Source organism: Bradyrhizobium sp. JHI2711 (assembly GCF_056156565.1).
Map to the genome: position 1 here is coordinate 306,891 of NZ_JBPZPT010000004.1, position 17,897 is coordinate 324,787.

The following is a 17,897-nucleotide window of genomic DNA, read 5'->3' on the forward strand; positions in this document are numbered from 1 at the left end:
CTCTTCGACCGTCACCCCTGAGGTGCTCATCAAGCGGCGGCGGACCTACTGTTTGATCTTCTCCCACAACCACTTCGCCACCGCATCGGGCGATGAATTCGCATCGTTGCCGCTGGCGCGCAGGTTCGCCTCGCGCATGGTGGCGATGTCGATCTTGCCGAGCAATGGCTTGAGCGCCGCCTGCAGTCGCTCGTCTCCGGCGCGCTTCGGCGCGAGCAGCAGGATCGCGTCGTAGGGCGGGATCGCGTGTTTGGGATCGTCGAGCGCTGTGAGCTCGTATTTGGCGATCAGGCCGTCGCTGGTGTAGCCAGCGATGACGTCGACCTCGCCGCTGGCAACGGCCGCATACATGAAGTCCGGCTGCATCTGGCGCTGGGCGCGGAACTGCAGCCCATAGGCCTTTTGCAGGGCAGCCCATTCGGGCCGCGAGAAGAACTCGTAGTCGCCGGCAATCGACAGCGTGGCCGAATGTGCGGCGAGATCGGCGACGGTTCGGATGCCGAGCGCATCGGCGCGTCGTCTTGGCATCACCAGCGCATAGGCGTTCTCGAAGCCGAGCTCGCCGAGCAGGGTGATGTCGTCCTTGGCGAGCGCCGTCTTCAATTCCGCCACCAGTTCTGCGCGCGGCTTGATGTCGGTGCGATGCAGCTGGTTGGCCCAGAGCGTGCCGGAATAGTCGACATAGAGATCGATGTCGCCGGCCTTCAGCGCCCCGAAGATCACACTGGAGCCGAGGCCGGAGCGTGCGGCCGCCGAGAGGCCCGCCGCCTCGAGGCGGTCCCTCATCAATGCCGACAGGACATATTGCTCGGCGAAGGTCTTGGCGCCAACCACATAGCCTGACGACGAGCGCCCCATGGTCGGCACCAGCGTTGCTGCAACCAGCGCCGCGATTCCGAGCGCCCCGAGACCGCTGCGCACACGGCTGCGGCGGCGCAGGCCGCTCTCGATCAGCCCAAGCAACTGGTCGACTGCGAGCGCGAGGAGAGCGGAAGCCACGCAGCCGAACAGCACGAAGACCCAGTTCTGGGTCTGGAGGCCGGCAAAGATGTAATTGCCGAGACTGGTCTGCCCGATCGGCGTCGACAGCGTCGCGGTGCCGATCACCCACACCGCCGCGGTGCGGATGCCGGCCATCATCACCGGTAGCGCGAGCGGCAGCTCGACGATCAGCAGCGATTGCCGCGCGGTCATGCCGACGCCCTCGGCAGCCTCGATCAGCGCGGGATCGATGCCGTTGAGGCCGGTGATGCCGTTGCGCAGCACCGGCAGCATCGAATAGAGCGCCAGTGCCAGCATCGCCGGCAGGAAGCCGAACGCGGAGAAAGATACGCCGAACCAGGCCAGCGTGACGGAAGCAGCCAGCAGCAGCAGCGGATAGAACAGCGCGAGCAGCGCCAGCCCGGGTACGGTCTGCACGATGCTGGCCAACGCGAGCAGGATGCCGCGTGGCGCCGGACGGTTGCGCGTCAGGATCGCCAGCGGCAGGCTCACGGCGAGGCCAAGCGCGAGGGCGGCGAGGCTCACCCGCACATGGTTGCCGAGGTAGTCCGGCAGATGCGACAGCGCCTCGCCCCAGCGCGGATCGGTGAAGAGGCTCATGCCGCACCGCCCATCGGCAGCAACGCATTCAGCCGCTCGACCTGGCGCCGCGGGGTACGCAACAGCTCGAGCACGTAATCGTCGCTGCTGCTCGATAGCTCCGCAGCCGTACCCTGTGCGAGCAATCGTCCGCCGCGCATCACCGCGATGCGGTCGGCGAGCAGGAGCGCCTCGGTCATGTCATGGGTGATCATCACGGTGGTCAGGCCGAGCTTGCGGTGCAGCGCGCGATAATCGTCGCCGAGCGCATCGCGGGTGAGGGGATCGAGCGCGCCGAACGGCTCGTCCATCAGCACGATGCGGGGCCTTGCCGCGAGCGCCCGCGCCACGCCGACGCGCTGGCGCTCGCCGCCGGAGAGCGCCTCGGGCAGCCGGTCGCGATGCGTTGCGCGGTCGAGCTGCACCAGCTCCAGCAGCTCGTCGACGCGGCCTGCAACGGCCGCAGCCGGCTCGCCGAGCAGCTTCGGCGTGATGCCGATATTGTCGGCGACGCTCAGATGCGGAAACAGCCCGCCGCTCTGGAAGACGTAGCCGACCCGGCGCCGAAGCGCGACCGGATCGACATTCCGCACGTCCTCGCCTTCGACGGTGATGGTGCCGCTATCGGTCTCGATCAGCCGGTTGGCGAGCCGCAGCAGCGTGGTCTTGCCCGAGCCCGAGCCGCCGACGATCGCCACAAACTCGCCCGCCGCGACGTCGAGCGACACGTTATCGACGGCTGCAAGGGAGCCGAAGCGCTTGGTGACGCGCTGGTAGCTGATCGCCAGCTTGGAAGACATCGTGGGAGAGCTCTCTTTTCTCTTACCCTCCCCGAGGGGGAGGGTCGATCGCGCGCAGCGCGAGCGGGGTGGGGTGATCTGTCGACGCGGGCAGTATTCGACGCGGAGAAACCGTCACCCCACCCCGGTTCGCATTCCGCTTCGCTTCATGCGCACCGACCCTCCCCCTCCAGGGGAGGGTGAGAGCACGGCAAGTCCCCATGCGTAGCACGCTTGGCGGCTTGATTGAACTTGGCCGCACGAGCGGCTAAGGCATCGGCCTGAGTTGGAGGAAGCACATGACGACGCCCACGGCAGTGGCGCTGGAAGATGCCAAGGTTGCGTTCCGGCTGGGTGACGGCCGGGTCTATACGGCGGTGGAGAAGGCCCATCTCGCGGTGGCACAGGGCGAGTTTGTCGCCATTGTCGGGCCCACAGGGTGCGGAAAATCGACGCTGCTCAACGTCGCGGCGGGCCTGCTCAAGCCCGCCGCGGGCAGCGTCAGGATTTTCGACCAGCCATTGGCGGGGCTGAATCGGGATGCCGGCTATTTGTTCCAGGCTGATGCGCTGTTCCCCTGGAAGACTGCGCTCGACAATGTCGCGATCGGACTCGAGGTCAAGGGCACGCCGCGCGCTGAAGCCTTGTCGCAGGCGCAGAAATGGCTGACCGCCGTCGGCCTCGGCGCCTTCGCGAACCGCTATCCGCACATGCTTTCGGGCGGCCAGCGCAAGCGCGTGGCGCTGGCGCAGGTGCTGATCCGCGATCCGAAGATCCTGTTGATGGATGAGCCGTTCGGGCCGCTCGATGCGCAGACGCGCCAGGTCATGGGCAATCTGCTGCTCGATCTGTGGAGTGCCGACCGCAAGGCCGTGCTGTTCGTCACCCACGATCTCGAAGAGGCCATCGCGCTCGCCGACCGCGTCGTGATCATGTCGGCGGGGCCATCCTCGCGCATCATCGGCGACTGGCGCGTCGGCCTGGCCCGCCCGCGCGACATTTTCGAGGTGCGCCTCGACAAGGAATTCCATGCTCTCCATCGCGAGATCTGGAGCGTGCTGAAGGACGAGGTGATGAAGGGGTACGCACAGTCCACGCAGGCGGCGGAGGTGGTCTGATGTCGCGCACGACGCTGTTTGCGCTGCAGATCCTGGTCGCTGTCGTCGGCTTGGTGCTGTGGCAGGTGCTGTCGACCGTTCCCGTGTTCGGCAAGATCCTGCTGCCGTCGTTCTTCTTTTCCAACCCGTTGGACGTGTTCAGCCAGATCGTGAAATGGTTCGCCTCCGGCGTGATCTGGAAGCACCTCGGCATCACCCTCGCGGAATCGATCCTCGCCTTCGTGATCGGATCGCTTGGCGGCGTCCTGGTCGGCTTCTGGTTCGCGCGCCAGCCGCTGGTCGCCGCGGTGTTCGACCCCTATGTGAAGATGGTCAACGCCCTGCCGCGTGTCGTGCTGGCGCCGATCTTCGCGCTGTGGCTCGGGCTCGGCATCTGGTCCAAGGTCGCGCTCGGCGTCACCCTGGTGTTCTTCATTGTCTTCTTCAACGTCTATCAGGGCGTCAAAGAGGTCAGCCGGACCGTGCTCGACAACGGCCGCATGCTCGGCATGAGCGAGCGGCAGCTGATGCAGCATGTCTATTGGCCGTCGGCGCTGTCGTGGATGTTCTCGTCGCTTCATACCTCCGTCGGCTTCGCCGTGGTCGGCGCGGTGGTCGGCGAATATCTGGGATCGGCGGCCGGGCTCGGCTATCTGATCCAGCAGGCCGAGGGCATCTTCGATGTCGCCGGCGTGTTCGCCGGCATGTTCGTGCTGTCGGCCTTCGTCATCCTGATCGATTTCGGCGTCACCTTAGTGGAGCGGCGCCTCCTGGTGTGGCGGCCGGCCGCGTCGGACGGGCGGGGGTAGGAAGCAGGTCTATTTGATCGCGTCGATGCGATCGCGGACGTGTGTTGGGCACCGCTATTGCGCCGAGGGGCTGATGGCCAGCCCGCTCAGGCGGAGCTTCTCAAGCTAGCCCCGCTGCTCTATGGTGCCGGCGGCCGAACGGAGGAAACCAATGAAGAACACGATTGCCAGGCTCGCCGGCGCACTGCTCGCGCTGACGCTCACCACCTCGCTTGCCGCGGCGCAAAGCAAGGTCACCATCGCGGTCGGCGGCGGCTCCTGCCTGTGCTATCTGCCGACGGTATTGGCCAAGCAGCTCGGCGAATACGAGAAGGCCGGCGTCAGCGTCGAGCTCGTCGATCTCAAGGGCGGCTCGGATGCGCTCAAAGCCGTGCTCGGCGGCAGCGCCGACGTGGTCTCCGGCTATTTCGACCATTGCGTCAATCTCGCCGCCAAGAAGCAGGAGCTGCAATCCTTCGTGGTCTATGACCGCTATCCCGGCCTCGTTCTGGTGGTCGCGCCCTCGCGCACCAACGACATCAAGTCGGTCAAGGATCTCGCCGGCAAGAAGGTCGGCGTCAGTGCGCCCGGCTCCTCCACCGACTTCTTCCTGAAATACATGCTCAAGAAGAACGGGCTCGATCCCACCAGCGTCGCCGTGATCGGGGTGGGCCTCGGCGCCACTGCGGTGGCCGCAATGGAGCAGGGCCAGATCGACGCGGCGGTGATGCTCGATCCGTCCGTGACCGTGCTGCAGGGCAGCCACAAGGATCTGCGTATCCTCTCGGACACCCGTACCCAGAAGGACACGCTGGAGACGTTCGGCGGCGAATATCCGGGCGGCGCGCTGTATTCGACCGTGGCCTGGATCAACGGCCATGAGAAGGAGGCGCAGGCGCTCACCAATGCGATCCTCGCCACGCTCGCCTGGATCCATTCGCATACGCCGGAGGAGATCATGGCGAAGATGCCCGAGCAGACCGTCGGCAAGAACAAGGATCTCTATCTTGCCGCACTGAAGAATACGATCCCGATGTATTCCGAGACCGGCAAGATGGACCCGAAGGGTGCCGACGCCGTGCTTGCAGTGTTCAGCGTCGGCTCGCCCGAGGTGGCGAACGCCAAGATCGACGTCAGCAAGACCTTCACCAACAAATTCGTCGAGCAGGCCAAGAAGACAACGGGGAGCGCCAAATAGCCGACGCCATGGCGTGGTATCAGGCGTCATGACGTCACCGGTCATACATCGCGTCGCGACGCTCGATCTTGCGGTGCGGCCGATCGTGTGGCCGTTCGCCGAGGAACGGCGCGCCGAGATCGCGGCGCATTTCGCCGAGAAGCAGCGCGAGCGGCCGAAAATCTGGAACGGCCGCGTCCTGCTCGGGCGTGACGCCGTGTTCAACGACGGTCACCTGACGGCGACCTATTTCGAGACGGATTTCGCAAGCTTCCTCGCCTGGCGCGACTGGGGCTTTCCCGACAAGGCCGTGTTCAACGGCTTCGGCATGGGCGCGCTGCGCGCCTCCGACGGCGCCTTCATCATGGGCGAGATGGCGCCCCACACCGCCAATGCGGGCCGCATTTATTTCCCCTCGGGAACGCCGGATCTCGACGATGTCAGGGACGGCGCGCTCGACATTCCCGGCAGCGTCGTCCGCGAGGTCGGCGAGGAGACCGGCCTGACCGCGGCCGACTATCGGATCGAGCCGGGCTGGCATTGCGTGGTCACGGGCCCCACGATCGCGATGTTGCAGGTCATTAACCTGGACATTCCGGGCGATGTGGCTCGCGCCCGGATCGAAACCAACCTTGCGCGCGAGACCGAGCCGGAGCTGTCCGCTATTCACCTCGTGCGCGGGACCAGCGATCTCAGGCCGTCCATGCCGCGATTTGTCACGGCCTTCGTCGAGCAGCAGTTCGCAGCGCGCTGATGCGCGAGGCTTGACATCGCCGCGCGCAGCCCATGTGATGGGCCGAAGAATTGCACCAAGAATGCAATGCACAAATCGTCCAGGGAGGTTTTGATGCGCCTGCGCATGGCTGCCCGCTTGGTACGTGGGCTGTTGGTCGCGATATCAGCGACGGGCTTGGCGGTGTCTGCCGCGGCCCAAGACAAGGCTCAAGAGAAAAAGCTCAAGATCGGCGTCATCTACGACCTGACCGGCCCTCTCGCCGGCGGCGGTTCGGAGCTGCAATATACCGGCGCAAGGATCATGCTGGATCAGTACAGCGCGAAAGACGTCGAAGGCTACAAGATCGAGGCGATCTATGCCGATGCTCAGAGCAAGCCGGATATCGCCATCAATGAAGCGATCCGTTTGATTGAGCAGGAAAAGGTCGACATGCTGCTCGGCTTCTTCTCCTCGGCGCAATGCGTGCCAGTGGCAGCGCGGGTCGAGCAGCTGAAGAAGTTCATGTGGATCACGACCTGCATTTCGTCGGCGGTGCTGGAGAACAAGAACTACAAATACGTCTTTCGCCCGCAGGCCTCCGGCGACCAGTTCGGCATGATGACGATGGACTTCATCGCGCAGAACGCGAAGGAAAAGCTGGGCAAGGACCCGAAGGACCTGCGGGTCGCCATCATCCACGAGGACGGCGCCTACGGCGTCGACGTTGCCAAAGGCAACGAGGCCGGTGCCAAGAAGGCCGGTTTCAACATCGTGCTCAGAGAGGGCTATTCGGCGACGGCCCCGGATCTGTCTGCGTTGGTCACCAAGCTGAAGCGGGCCAAGCCGGATGTGGTGTTCCATACCGGCTATAATCCCGACATCACCCTGTTGCTTCGGCAGGCCCGCGAACAGGGGCTGAAGTTCGGCGCACTGGTAGGACATGGCGCCGGCTACGGGGTCTATGAGAAGTTGAAGGAAGGCCTGGGCGCCGACGTAAACTATGTCTTCAACACCGATCCGATCTCGATCTGGCTCGCCAACCAGAAGAGCATGGATCCGAAGCTGCCGCCGATCATCAAGGCGGTCGGCGAGGAGTTCGACAAGCGCAAGCCGGGTGTCGCCATCCGTTCGGCCCATGTCGGCATGGCTGCGTCCAACACCTATTTGTTCCTGAACGACGTGCTGCCGCGAGCGATCAAGAAGTATGGCGGCGTAGATCCCGACTCCCTGCGCAAGGCAGCACTGGACACCGACATACCCGAAGGCGGCACCATGCTCGGCTTCGGCGTCAAATTCCACGGCGAGGGTTCGCCAATGGCCGGCCAGAACGAGCGCTCGTTCCCGGTCGTGATCCAATACGTCGACGACAAGTCCTATGTGGTGTGGCCCAAGAGCCAAGCGCAGCGCGAGGCCGTGCTGCCGCTGCCCAAGGGCACCACCTATAGCAACCAATAGCGGGGTTCTGCGGTGTTGGAAGTCAGCGGATTGGTGAAGCGGTTTGGCGGCTTCACCGCCGTGAACAACGTCTCGTTCCGGGTCGATCAGGGTGAGATCCTCGGCCTGATCGGTCCCAACGGCTCGGGCAAGAGCACGATCTTCAACATGCTGTCCGGCACGCTGGCGCCGACCTCCGGATCGATCCTGTTCGCCGGGCACGAGATTGCGGGCCTTGCGCCGCACCGGATCATCAACAGCGGCATCGGGCGGACCTTCCAGATCCCGCGGCCGTTCCGCCGCCTCAGCATTTTCGAGAACGTCGCGCTTGCGGGCTTCTACGGCCAGGGCCGCCACAGCCGCGCCAAGGCGGAGGAGGCGGCCGAGCGGTCGCTGGCGATGGTCGGCCTGCCGACCGACCGCCATGCTAGCGTCGATGGGCTTGGCGCAGCGGGGCTGAAGAAGCTGGAGCTGGCGAAGGCGCTCGCCACTGCGCCAAAGCTGTTGCTCGCCGACGAGAGCCTCGGCGGTCTCGACGAGGCCGAGATGGACCAGGCTGCGGACATGCTGCGCAACATCCGCGACGAGCTCGGCATCACCATCATCTGGGTCGAGCACATCATGGGCGTCCTGATGCGCGTCGTCGACCGCGTCATGGTGCTCGATCACGGCGAGAAGATCTCGGAAGGCCTGCCGAGCGCGGTCGCCGGCGATCCGCGCGTCATCGAGGTCTATCTCGGCACCGACGCCGAGACCACGCAGGCCGCGGCCGCCGAAGCGCGCCGCCGCGCGGGAGGCTAGATGATGCTGGAGCTTCGCGGCCTCAATGCCGGCTATGGCACCTTCCAGGCACTGTTCGACGTCAACCTCGACGTGAAGGCCGGCGAAGCCGTCGGCGTGATCGGCCCGAACGGTGCCGGCAAGACCACCCTGATGCGCGTCATCTCGGGCTTGATCCGCCCCTCGCGCGGATCGATCAAGATGGAAGGCATCGACCTCGTCGCGACACCGTCGCACAAGATCGTCAGCCTCGGCATTGCGCATGTGCCGGAGAACCGGCGGCTGTTTCCGCAGCTCACGGTCGACGACAATCTCAAGATGGGCGCCTTCATGAAGGAGGCGCGGGACCACTACGCCGAGCGGCTGGAGGTGGTGTTCGACCTGTTCCCCCGCCTGAAGGAACGCCGTCACCAGATGGCCGGAACCATGTCCGGCGGCGAGCAGCAGATGTGCGCCATCGGCCGCGCGATGATGTCCAATCCGAAACTGTTGCTGCTCGACGAACCCTCGGCGGGGCTCGCGCCGGTGGTGGTGCAGCAGGTGTTCGAGTTGGTGAAGCGGATCCGCGCCAGCGGGCTGACGGTGCTGATCGTCGAGCAGAACGTGCAGCAGGTGCTGAAGGTGGTCGATCGCGCCTATCTGATCGAGGCGGGCACGATCCGCGCGTCCGGCACCTCGGCCGAGATGCTGGCGAGCGACACGGTCAAGGAAGCTTATCTCGGGGTGTGAGGGGCATGCAGGCGTTCCTGGACGTATTCGACATCTACCTGCTGGAGGCCGTCATCAACGGCATCCTGCTCGGCGGCGTGCTGGCGCTGCTCGCGCTCGGGCTCAACCTGATCTTCGGCGTCATCGACGTGACCTGGATCTGCTACGCCGAGCTCGTCATGATCGGCATGTACGGCATGTATTTCATGGTGCAGTATTACGGCGTCAGCTATTTCGTCGCCGCCCCGCTCACTATCCTGCTGGTCGCCGTGCTTGGTGCGGCGCTGCACTACCTCGTCATCGCGCCGCTGCTGACCGCGCCACCGATCAACCAGCTGCTCGCGACCGGCGGGGTGCTGTTCGTGCTGCAGAGCTTTGCCACCGTTGCCTTCGGCATCGACTTCCGCAATCTCGGCATCCGCCTGCCGGTGCTCGCCTTCGGCGACATGAATTTCAGCTACGCACGGCTGCTCTCGTTCGTCGCCGCGCTGGTCGGCATGGTTGCGGTCTATCTGTTCATGACCCGCACCTTCACCGGCACCGCGATCCGCGCCATCTCGCAGGACCGACAGATCATGGCGCTGATGGGCGTCGACACCAAGCGGATCTACTTGATCACGTCGGCGCTCGGCGGCGCGCTCGCCGGCCTCGCCGCCTGCCTCCTGGTGCTGCAATACGACGTGCATCCCTTCGTCGGTCTGTCCTTCGGGCCAATCACCTTCCTGATCTGCGTGCTCGGCGGCCTCGGCAATTTCATCGGCGGGTTCATCGCCGCCTTCGTGTTCGCCGAGATCATCTCGCTCGGCGGCCTGTTCTCCGACCTCGAATGGGGCTATGTGCTCGCCTTCGCGTTCTTCATCGTCATGATGTTCATCCGGCCCGCGGGCCTGCTTGCGAGGCGCCGATGATGGGGCAGGGGCGGCTTGCTGCATGGGGCGTGGGGCTGGCGGCGCTGGTCGCGCTGCCCTTCGTCTATCGCGATCCCTATCATCTGCACATCCTGGTGCTGATCCTGATCTGGTCGTTCGCCTATACGTCCTGGTCGATGATGGGGAGGTTCGGCCTCGTCTCGCTCGGCCATGGCGGCTTCATGGGGATCGGCGCTTACGTTACGGCGCTGTTGTGGAATCACGCAGGATTGTCGCCCTGGATCGGCATTCCCATCAGCATGGCGGCGGCCGGCGCGCTGGCGATGATCGTCGGCTATCCCTGCTTTCGCTTTCGTATCACCGGGCATTATTTCGTGCTGGTGACGCTGGCGCTGTCAGGCATCGTGCTCCAGGTCATCACCGCGACGCGCGACTATACCGGCGGCTCGCTCGGCTATACCCCGAACCGCGCGTCCGGCAACAGGCTGCTGGCGCTGCAATTCGACGACAAGACCACCTGGTACCTGATCGCGCTTGCGGTCTGGCTGTTCGGCATCGTGGTCTGGCACTGGGTCGACCGCAGCATGGCGCGTTATGCGCTGGAGGCGATCTCCGAGGACGAGGATGCCGCCGCCGCGGCCGGCGTCGACGTCACCGCCGAGAAGCTGAAGATCACGCTGCTCAGCGCGTTGATGACGGCGCTGGCGGGCGCGATCTACTGCCAGTACCAGATGTTCATCACGCCCGACACGGTCAGCGGCATCGCAGTCTCGCTGCAGATGGTGTTCGCCGCGATCGTCGGCGGGCTGTTCGTCTCGCTAGGTCCGACCGTCGGCGCCATCATCACCATCCTGCTGGCGGAAACGCTGCGCATCGGTTTCGGCACCAAGGCGGTCGGCTGGGATAATCTCGTCTACGGCGTGCTGCTCGTGCTTTTCATCATATTCCTTCCCAAGGGCATCCTTGGTAGCTTGCTCGACCGATTGAAGTTGCAACGCAAGGTGCCCCGCGCTCATGAGCAAAAAGCCGTCCCAGTCGCTCGCCCAGGAGCTTGACCGCTACATCACGCCGTTTCGCTACGATGGCTCGGGCAAGTTTCACCTCAAGGACCACAAGACCGACGAGAAGGGCGATCTCGACAAGGAGAAGGCGCAGGCGATCCTCGATGCCAACAAGAAGCGGCTGATCGCGTTTCAGGAGAAGCTCTACGCGCAGGACCGCTGGTCGCTCCTGATCGTATTCCAGGCGATGGACGCCGGCGGCAAGGATTCTGCCATCAAGGCGATCTTCGAGGGCATCAATCCGCAGGGCTGCGAGGTCACGGCCTTCAAGGCGCCGAGCAGCAAGGAGCTCGACCACGACTTCCTCTGGCGTCATGCAGTCGCGCTGCCCGAGCGCGGCCATATCGGCATCTTCAACCGCTCGCACTACGAGGAATGCCTGGTGACGCGCGTACACCCGGAGATTCTCGCCAAGCAGAAGCTGCCGCCAAGGCTCGTCACTAAGAACATCTGGAAGGAGCGGTTCGAGGACATCTCCGCCTTCGAGCGCTATCTCTGCCGCAACGGCACCGTGGTGCTGAAGTTCTTTCTCAACCTGTCCAAGGAAGAACAGCGCGAGCGTTTCCTCGCGCGGCTGGACGATCCGGCCAAGCAGTGGAAGTTCTCCATGGACGACATCAGGGAGCGCGCGCTGTGGCCGCGCTACCAGGCGGTCTACCAGGACATCGTCCGGCACACGGCGACGTCCCATGCGCCCTGGTATGTCGTGCCCGCCGACCACAAATGGTTCGCCCGCGTCGTGATCGGCTCGGTGATCAATGCCGAGCTGGAAAAGCTCGACCTGCGCTTCCCCCGTGCCGACAAGGCCTCGCTGGAGGAGTTCAAGCAGGTGCGCAAGGCGCTGGAGAAAGAAGGCACGGGAGGCAAGAGGCAAGCAAAGTGACAGCCGGCGGGACCACGAACTGCAAGAACGTCAACTTCGCGCTCCAGGGCGGCGGTGCGCACGGCGCCTTCGTGTGGGGCGTGCTCGACCAGGTGCTCGAGGACGGCAGGCTCGCGATCGAGGCGATCAGCGCGACCAGTGCCGGCGCGATGAATGCGGTGGCGATGGCCTCGGGCATGGCGCACGGAGGCGCGGAGGCCGCGCGGGAGAGCCTGCACGCATTCTGGTACGAAGTGTCGCGCATGGACATGGCGTACGATCTGATGTCGCCGCTGAACCAGTGGATCCAGGCCCTGAAGCTGCCGCCGGAATATCATCCGGTCCACGCCTTCATCCATACGCTGACACACACACTGCCGCCGAACCTGCTCAATCCCTTTCATTTCAATCCGCTCCGCGCGCTGCTGCAGCGCGTGATCGATTTCGACCGGCTCAATTCCTCGCCCGAGGCGCCGCAGCTGTTTCTGAACGCCACCAACGTCCGCACTGGCAAGATCAAGGTATTCCAGAGCCCGCTGCTCACGGCGGACACCGTGCTCGCGTCGGCCTGCCTGCCGCCCTATTTCCAGGCCGTCGAGATCGACGGCGAGCATTACTGGGACGGCGGCTATCTCGGCAATCCCGCGATCTATCCGTTAATCTACCGCAAAGGCAGTCACGACGTCGTCATCGTGCAGGTGACGGCGATCCGGCGCGACGAGCTGCCGGCCAGTGCCGCCGATGTCCTCCACCGCATCAACGAGATCAGCTTCAATTCGTCCTTGATGCGCGAGATGCGCGCGATCGCCTTCGCCACCCGGCTGATCGACGACGGCGAGCTCGACAGCAACAAGCACAGCCGCATGTACATGCATTGGATCGGCAACGACGCGCTGATGTCGCAGCTCGGCACGGCCACGCAGTTCCACCCCGAATGGAGCCTGTTGTGCCGCCTGCGCGATGAGGGCCGCGCGGCGGCGCGCAACTGGCTGGCGCGAAACTTCGACCAGATCGGAAAGGCCTCGACGGTCGACCTGGCGGAAATGTTTCTCTAGCCGACCGAGCCGGCCAATGACAAAACTGCGAAAACAACCCCATGCACAGTAGCCGGGCATAGCGGAATCAATGGCTTATCGACTCCCATCATCCGCGATGCGGATTTCACGAAATTGGTTTGCATCGTCGGGCAAAACAGGGGCATGATGTCACCATGCCGGCTGCCTTCGGAAATCCCTCACCTCGCGCGGAAGCGATTTGCACAGCGGAACTCGGATCGTCAAATGTGATCGTCAGATCATTGATCCCGCTTGACAGTTTTGTGTCGCAGGGGGACCATGCCCATGGTCGCAAACAAGCGACGCGCAACGTCCACCTCATGAGCAAGGGGAGGTCTATGACACCACCTCCGCAAATCCAGCCGCGTTAATTGCGATGGAGCTCGTTCGGACTATCGCATAGCGGCGGAAACCGCGAACGGCACGCCGGGACAAGGTTTAGCGGGCTGCATCAGTGAGGCAAAGCCCCTACCTTCCCGGCGCTGTATTTTGATCGTGTCGGATGGCCGTGAAGGCCGCCGCACCAATTTTTTTTGACACCCCGCTCGTCTCAATCCTGCTGGTCGATCCGCAAACGATCTTTGCGCGCGCTGAGGGGACGTCAGCTCCCGATCCTGCGCTGCGGCAAATGCCAAGAGAATGTCGTCCCAAAGGCCAACTTCCGACACAGGCGGGGGGCGAATAGCGCCGATCCGACATGACGGATGTGCTTCGGCGGTGGCGGCCACGCTACCTGCGAGCACATTCACTTTTCCAGGGAATCTGCGTGTCGCAAAAGCTTGTCCCGGCGCTTCTCGCCGCTCTTTTCCTTGCAATCTCTTCTCTCTCCTGCGCCCGCGCCGATGCGCCGGCCGCGAACGGTGCCGCGGCGCTATCGCCGGACGAGGCGAAGCGTGCGTTGGACACGCTTCAGGACGACAAGAAGCGCGCGCAGATGATCGATACGCTCCGTGCAATCGCCAACGCGTCTGGTCCGCAACAGGCCGCGCCGCAGCCGAATTCGCCGATCCCGCTTTCGGCCGACGGCCTCGGTGCGCAGCTCATGCTGACGGTCTCGGAGGAGATCGGCGAAATCTCGCGTGAGATCGCCGGCATCGCGCGGACGCTCACGCACTTTCCGGCGTTCTACTACTGGATCGTGCGCACCGCGAACGATCCCGCGGCTTACAATCTTCTGATCGAGATCGCCTGGAAGCTGGCGCTGGTGCTCGGCTGCGCCCTCTTGGCCGAATGGGTGATCTTCCGCCTGATCCGCCGGCCGGTCGCGTTCCTGGAGGGACGCGTGCCGCAAACCGCGCGCCTGCCGGCACCCGCGTTGCCGCTTGCCGATCCGCCATCGTCAGTCGCCGACGTTACGCCTGCACCTGAAATGCAGGAGCGACGCCACAGCCTTGCGCGGGTCTGGCAGATCATGCTGCGCCTGCCCTTCGTGCTCGGGCGTTTCGTGCTCGAGCTGCTTCCCGTGCTCGTCTTCGTCGGCGTCGCCACCGCGCTGCTCGGGACGGAGATTGGAGAACCGACAACCGTCCGCCTCGTGATCCTCGCCGTCGTCAACGCCTATGCGTTCTCGCGCGGGCTCATCTGCCTGGTCCGGGCGCTGGCGGGGCCGTTCGGCTTGTTTCCGGTGCGCGCGGAGACCGCCGCCTATGTCGAGATCTGGGCACGCCGCATCGTGGGCGTCGGCGTCTCCGGCATCGCCTTTGCCAATGTGGCGCTGCTGCTCGGCCTGCACCGCGCCGGCTACGCCGCGCTGCTGCGCATGGTGATGCTGGTCGTGCACCTCTTCATCGCCGTCATCGTCCTGCAATGCCGCCGCCAGGTCGCCGATGCCATCCGCGCGCCGGCCGAGCGGCAGGGGATCGCGGCTCGTTTGCGCAACCGCATCGCCGGCGGCTGGCACTATCTTGCCATCGCGCTCGACCTCGCGCTCTGGGCGGTGTGGGCACTCAACATCCGCAACGGCTATTCGCTGCTGCTGCAATATTTCGTCGGCACCATCGCAGTGGCGCTGGTCGCACGTGTCGTCATCATGCTGACGCTGAGCCTGATCGATCGCGGTTTCCGCATCAAGCCGGAGATCCTCCAGCGCTTTCCCGGCCTCGAGATCCGTGCCAACCGCTATCTGCCGCTGCTCCGCAGGATCGTATCCGGCGTGATCGCCTTCATCGGTTTCGTCGCCGTGCTCGAGGTCTGGGGCGTGGACGCGATCGTCTGGTTCTATGGCGGCCAGATCGGCAGCCGGCTGATCTCGGCCGTGGTGACCATTGGCCTTGCCGTGCTCATCGCCGCGGCGATCTGGGAAGCCAGCAATGCGCTCCTGGACCGCCAGATCAATACGCTGTCGCGGGACGGGCACTATGCCCGCGCCGCGCGGTTGCGCACCTTCCAGCCGATGCTGCGCACAGCGCTGCTCTGCCTGATCGCGACAATCGTCGGCCTCACGGCGTTGAGCGAGATCGGCGTCAATGTCGCCCCGCTGCTCGCGGGCGCCGGCATTGTCGGCATTGCGATCGGTTTCGGCTCGCAGAAGCTGGTGCAGGATCTCATCACCGGCCTGTTCCTGCTGCTGGAGAATACGGTGCAGGTCGGCGACACCGTCAGTGTGTCCGGGCTGTCGGGCGTCGTCGAGAACGTCTCGATCCGCACCATCCGCCTGCGCGCGGGCGACGGCGCCGTGCACATCGTGCCGTTCAGCGCGGTCACGACCATCACCAATGCCAGCCGCGGCGCCGGCAACGCCTCGGTCAGCGTCAACGTCGCCTACAAGGAAGACACCGACCGCGCCGGCCAGATCCTCAGGGACATCGTCGATGAGATGCGGCGTGAAGCGGATTTCCGCGCGCTCATCCGCGGCGACCTCGAGCTGTGGGGCGTCGACAAGGTCGACGGCGCGATGGTGTCGATCGTCGGCCAGATCCGCTGCACCGAGGCCGGCCGCTGGCCGGTCCAGCGCGAATTCAACCGCCGCATGAAGCTGCGCTTCCAGCAGAACGGGATCGAGGTCGCATCGTCGGTGCAGACCATCCTGATGCACATCGCGCCGCCGGCGGATAGCGCTGCCAATCTGACGCCCCGGCGGGCGGCGGGATAAGCAGTCCCAAATTCCGGCCTGCCTTTATTTGCGGGTCCGCCAACGCGCGCCCCGGTTGGCGCGTTAAACCTTTTCGCGCGCAAGTGCCAGGCGTTTGCAAATCTGCTGCGGTGCGAGATCACGATCGCGGCCGGAGTCTCCTTGATCTCGACTGAACGCTGGCCGACAATGGCCGTGGTTCAATAAGAAACTCCTTGGGGGAATCGTGAATAGACCTGCTCGGGTCAGCGCCCATTCGACATCATCCGACACCGCGCACGGCATGACGCTGCTGCGCGACCCCCTGCTCAACAAGGGCACGGCCTTCACGGAAGCAGAGCGCGCCGCACTCGGCTTGCGCGGCCTGTTGCCGCCCTGCGTGCTGACGATGGAGATCCAGGCTCAGCGCGTGCTCACCAATCTGCGCACGCTGCCGACGGACCTGGAAAAATACGTTGCCCTGAACGCGCTGCATGACCGCAACGAGGCGCTGTTCTTCCGCGTCGTCGTCGACAATATCGACGAGATCCAGCCGATCATCTACACCCCGACGGTCGGGCTTGCCTGCCAGAAATACGGCCTGATCTTCCAGCGGCCGCGTGGCATGTTCATCTCCTCGCGCGACCGCGGCCAGATCGCGGAGATCCTGAAGAACTGGCCCTACCAGGCCAGGCTGATCGTCGTCACCGACGGCGAGCGCATTTTGGGACTTGGCGATCTCGGTGCCAACGGCATGGGTATCCCGGTCGGCAAGCTATCGCTCTATTCGGCCTGCGCCGGCGTGCATCCGGAAGCGTGCCTGCCGATCGTGCTCGATGTCGGCACCAACAACGAAGAGCTGTTGAACGATCCCTATTATCTCGGCCTGCGCGAGCGGCGGTTGACGGGCGAGGCCTATGACAGCTTCGTCGACGAGTTCATGCAAGCCGCGCGCAAGACGTTCCCGGGCGTGCTGATCCAGTTCGAGGACTTCGCCAATCATTCGGCGTTCAAGCTGCTGCACAAATATCGCGACGAGGCCTGCGTCTTCAACGACGACATCCAGGGCACCGCGGCGGTGGCGCTCGCCGGCCTGTTCTCGGCTCTGCGCATCTCCGGCGGCAAGCTGAAGGATCAGAAGATCCTGTTCCTCGGCGCGGGCGAGGCGGCGACCGGCATCGCCGACCTCGTGGTCTCCGCCATGATGGCGGAAGGCGCGTCCGAGGCGGACGCGCTTCGCCGCAACTGGCTGGTGGATTCCCGCGGTCTCGTCGTCAGCGGCCGTGAAGGCCTTTCTGGCCATAAGCTCCGCTATGCCCATGCCGGTCAGGCGCCGATCGCCGACTTCCTCACCGCCATCAAGACGCTGAAGCCGACGGCGATCATCGGCGTCGCCGCGGTCGGCGGCGCCTTCACGCCCGACGTGCTCAAGGCGATGGCCGAGCTCAACGAGCAGCCGATCGTGTTCGCGCTCTCCAACCCGACCTCGAAAGCCGAGTGCTCGGCGGAGGATGCCTATCGCTACACGGAGGGACGCGCGCTGTTCGCCTGCGGCAGTCCGTATGATCCGGTCAAGCTCAACGGCCGCAGCTTCGTGCCGCGCCAGGGCAACAATTCCTACATCTTCCCGGGCGTCGGCCTCGGCGTCATCGCCAGCCGCTCGCGCCTCGTGACCGACGAGATGTTCATGGCGGCGGCCCACGCGCTCGCCGATTGCGTCGGCAAGGAGGACCTCGCTCAGGGCAGCCTCTATCCGGCACTGCCGCGCATCCGCGAGGTCTGCGTGCGCATCGCGGCGGCGGTTGCGGATGTGGCCTATCAACGCGCGCTCGCCGACGGACCCGCGCCCAATGACGTGAAGGCTCTGGTCCAGTCGCAGATGTACGAGCCGAAGTACTAGAGATCGGGCCGCGCCGAAACGCGCGGCTCGCGGGCCGTATCG

15 protein-coding genes are annotated in these 17,897 nt (G+C 64.8%); 13 read left to right on the plus strand and 2 right to left on the minus strand.

The features are described 5' to 3' along the window. Window positions 1–45: 45 nt before the first annotated feature. On the minus strand, window positions 46–1,602 hold the full coding sequence (locus tag ACTEK7_RS28910; protein ID WP_225143051.1) for an ABC transporter permease/substrate-binding protein: 1,557 nt from the start codon (window positions 1,600–1,602) through the stop codon (window positions 46–48). After that, window positions 1,599–2,381 carry an ATP-binding cassette domain-containing protein gene (locus tag ACTEK7_RS28915; protein WP_225147801.1) on the minus strand — a complete coding sequence of 261 codons (783 nt, stop codon included), beginning with the start codon at window positions 2,379–2,381 and terminating at the stop codon, window positions 1,599–1,601. The genes ACTEK7_RS28910 and ACTEK7_RS28915 overlap by 4 nt, the downstream gene beginning before the upstream one ends. Before the next feature lie 278 nt (window positions 2,382–2,659). Here ACTEK7_RS28915 and ACTEK7_RS28920 point away from each other — a divergent pair, with 278 nt between their 5' ends. The 13 genes from ACTEK7_RS28920 to ACTEK7_RS28980 all read left to right on the plus strand — a co-directional run bounded on the left by ACTEK7_RS28920 (window position 2,660) and on the right by ACTEK7_RS28980 (window position 17,855). Then, on the plus strand, window positions 2,660–3,478 hold the full coding sequence (locus tag ACTEK7_RS28920) for an ABC transporter ATP-binding protein (RefSeq protein ID WP_225132242.1): 819 nt from the start codon (window positions 2,660–2,662) through the stop codon (window positions 3,476–3,478). Beyond that, complete coding sequence (locus tag ACTEK7_RS28925; protein WP_225147800.1) at window positions 3,478–4,266, plus strand: ABC transporter permease; 789 nt, start codon at window positions 3,478–3,480, stop codon at window positions 4,264–4,266. The genes ACTEK7_RS28920 and ACTEK7_RS28925 overlap by 1 nt, the downstream gene beginning before the upstream one ends. Window positions 4,267–4,417: 151 nt before the next feature. Beyond that, window positions 4,418–5,443: an ABC transporter substrate-binding protein gene (locus ACTEK7_RS28930; RefSeq protein ID WP_036037483.1), complete on the plus strand. Its 1,026-nt coding sequence runs from the start codon at window positions 4,418–4,420 to the stop codon at window positions 5,441–5,443. A gap of 28 nt (window positions 5,444–5,471) precedes the next feature. Further along, entirely contained in the window at window positions 5,472–6,176 is a 705-nt protein-coding gene (locus ACTEK7_RS28935; protein WP_225143047.1) for an NUDIX hydrolase, read from the plus strand. Window positions 6,177–6,269: 93 nt separating this feature from the next. Beyond that, on the plus strand, window positions 6,270–7,592 hold the full coding sequence (locus ACTEK7_RS28940; protein WP_036006653.1) for an ABC transporter substrate-binding protein: 1,323 nt from the start codon (window positions 6,270–6,272) through the stop codon (window positions 7,590–7,592). Window positions 7,593–7,604: 12 nt separating this feature from the next. Then, entirely contained in the window at window positions 7,605–8,372 is a 768-nt protein-coding gene (locus ACTEK7_RS28945; RefSeq protein WP_036037489.1) for an ABC transporter ATP-binding protein, read from the plus strand. 3 nt (window positions 8,373–8,375) lie between these two features. Beyond that, window positions 8,376–9,080, plus strand: coding sequence for an ABC transporter ATP-binding protein (locus ACTEK7_RS28950; protein WP_225147894.1), 705 nt, complete (start codon window positions 8,376–8,378; stop codon window positions 9,078–9,080). Between the two features lie 5 nt (window positions 9,081–9,085). Further along, on the plus strand, window positions 9,086–9,967 hold the full coding sequence (locus ACTEK7_RS28955; RefSeq protein ID WP_036006719.1) for a branched-chain amino acid ABC transporter permease: 882 nt from the start codon (window positions 9,086–9,088) through the stop codon (window positions 9,965–9,967). Next, window positions 9,964–10,983, plus strand: a complete 1,020-nt coding sequence (locus ACTEK7_RS28960) for a branched-chain amino acid ABC transporter permease (RefSeq protein ID WP_036006667.1) — start codon at window positions 9,964–9,966, stop codon at window positions 10,981–10,983. The genes ACTEK7_RS28955 and ACTEK7_RS28960 overlap by 4 nt, the downstream gene beginning before the upstream one ends. Beyond that, window positions 10,943–11,872: a polyphosphate kinase 2 family protein gene (locus ACTEK7_RS28965; protein WP_036006669.1), complete on the plus strand. Its 930-nt coding sequence runs from the start codon at window positions 10,943–10,945 to the stop codon at window positions 11,870–11,872. The genes ACTEK7_RS28960 and ACTEK7_RS28965 overlap by 41 nt, the downstream gene beginning before the upstream one ends. Next, on the plus strand, window positions 11,869–12,906 hold the full coding sequence (locus ACTEK7_RS28970) for a patatin-like phospholipase family protein (protein WP_036025026.1): 1,038 nt from the start codon (window positions 11,869–11,871) through the stop codon (window positions 12,904–12,906). The genes ACTEK7_RS28965 and ACTEK7_RS28970 overlap by 4 nt, the downstream gene beginning before the upstream one ends. Window positions 12,907–13,672: 766 nt before the next feature. Beyond that, the gene (locus ACTEK7_RS28975) at window positions 13,673–15,997 is read left to right on the plus strand and encodes a mechanosensitive ion channel domain-containing protein (RefSeq protein WP_225147799.1); all 2,325 of its coding nucleotides are present in this window, start codon (window positions 13,673–13,675) and stop codon (window positions 15,995–15,997) included. Between the two features lie 205 nt (window positions 15,998–16,202). After that, entirely contained in the window at window positions 16,203–17,855 is a 1,653-nt protein-coding gene (locus ACTEK7_RS28980; RefSeq protein ID WP_225147798.1) for an NAD-dependent malic enzyme, read from the plus strand. The last annotated feature ends 42 nt before the right edge of the window (window positions 17,856–17,897 follow it).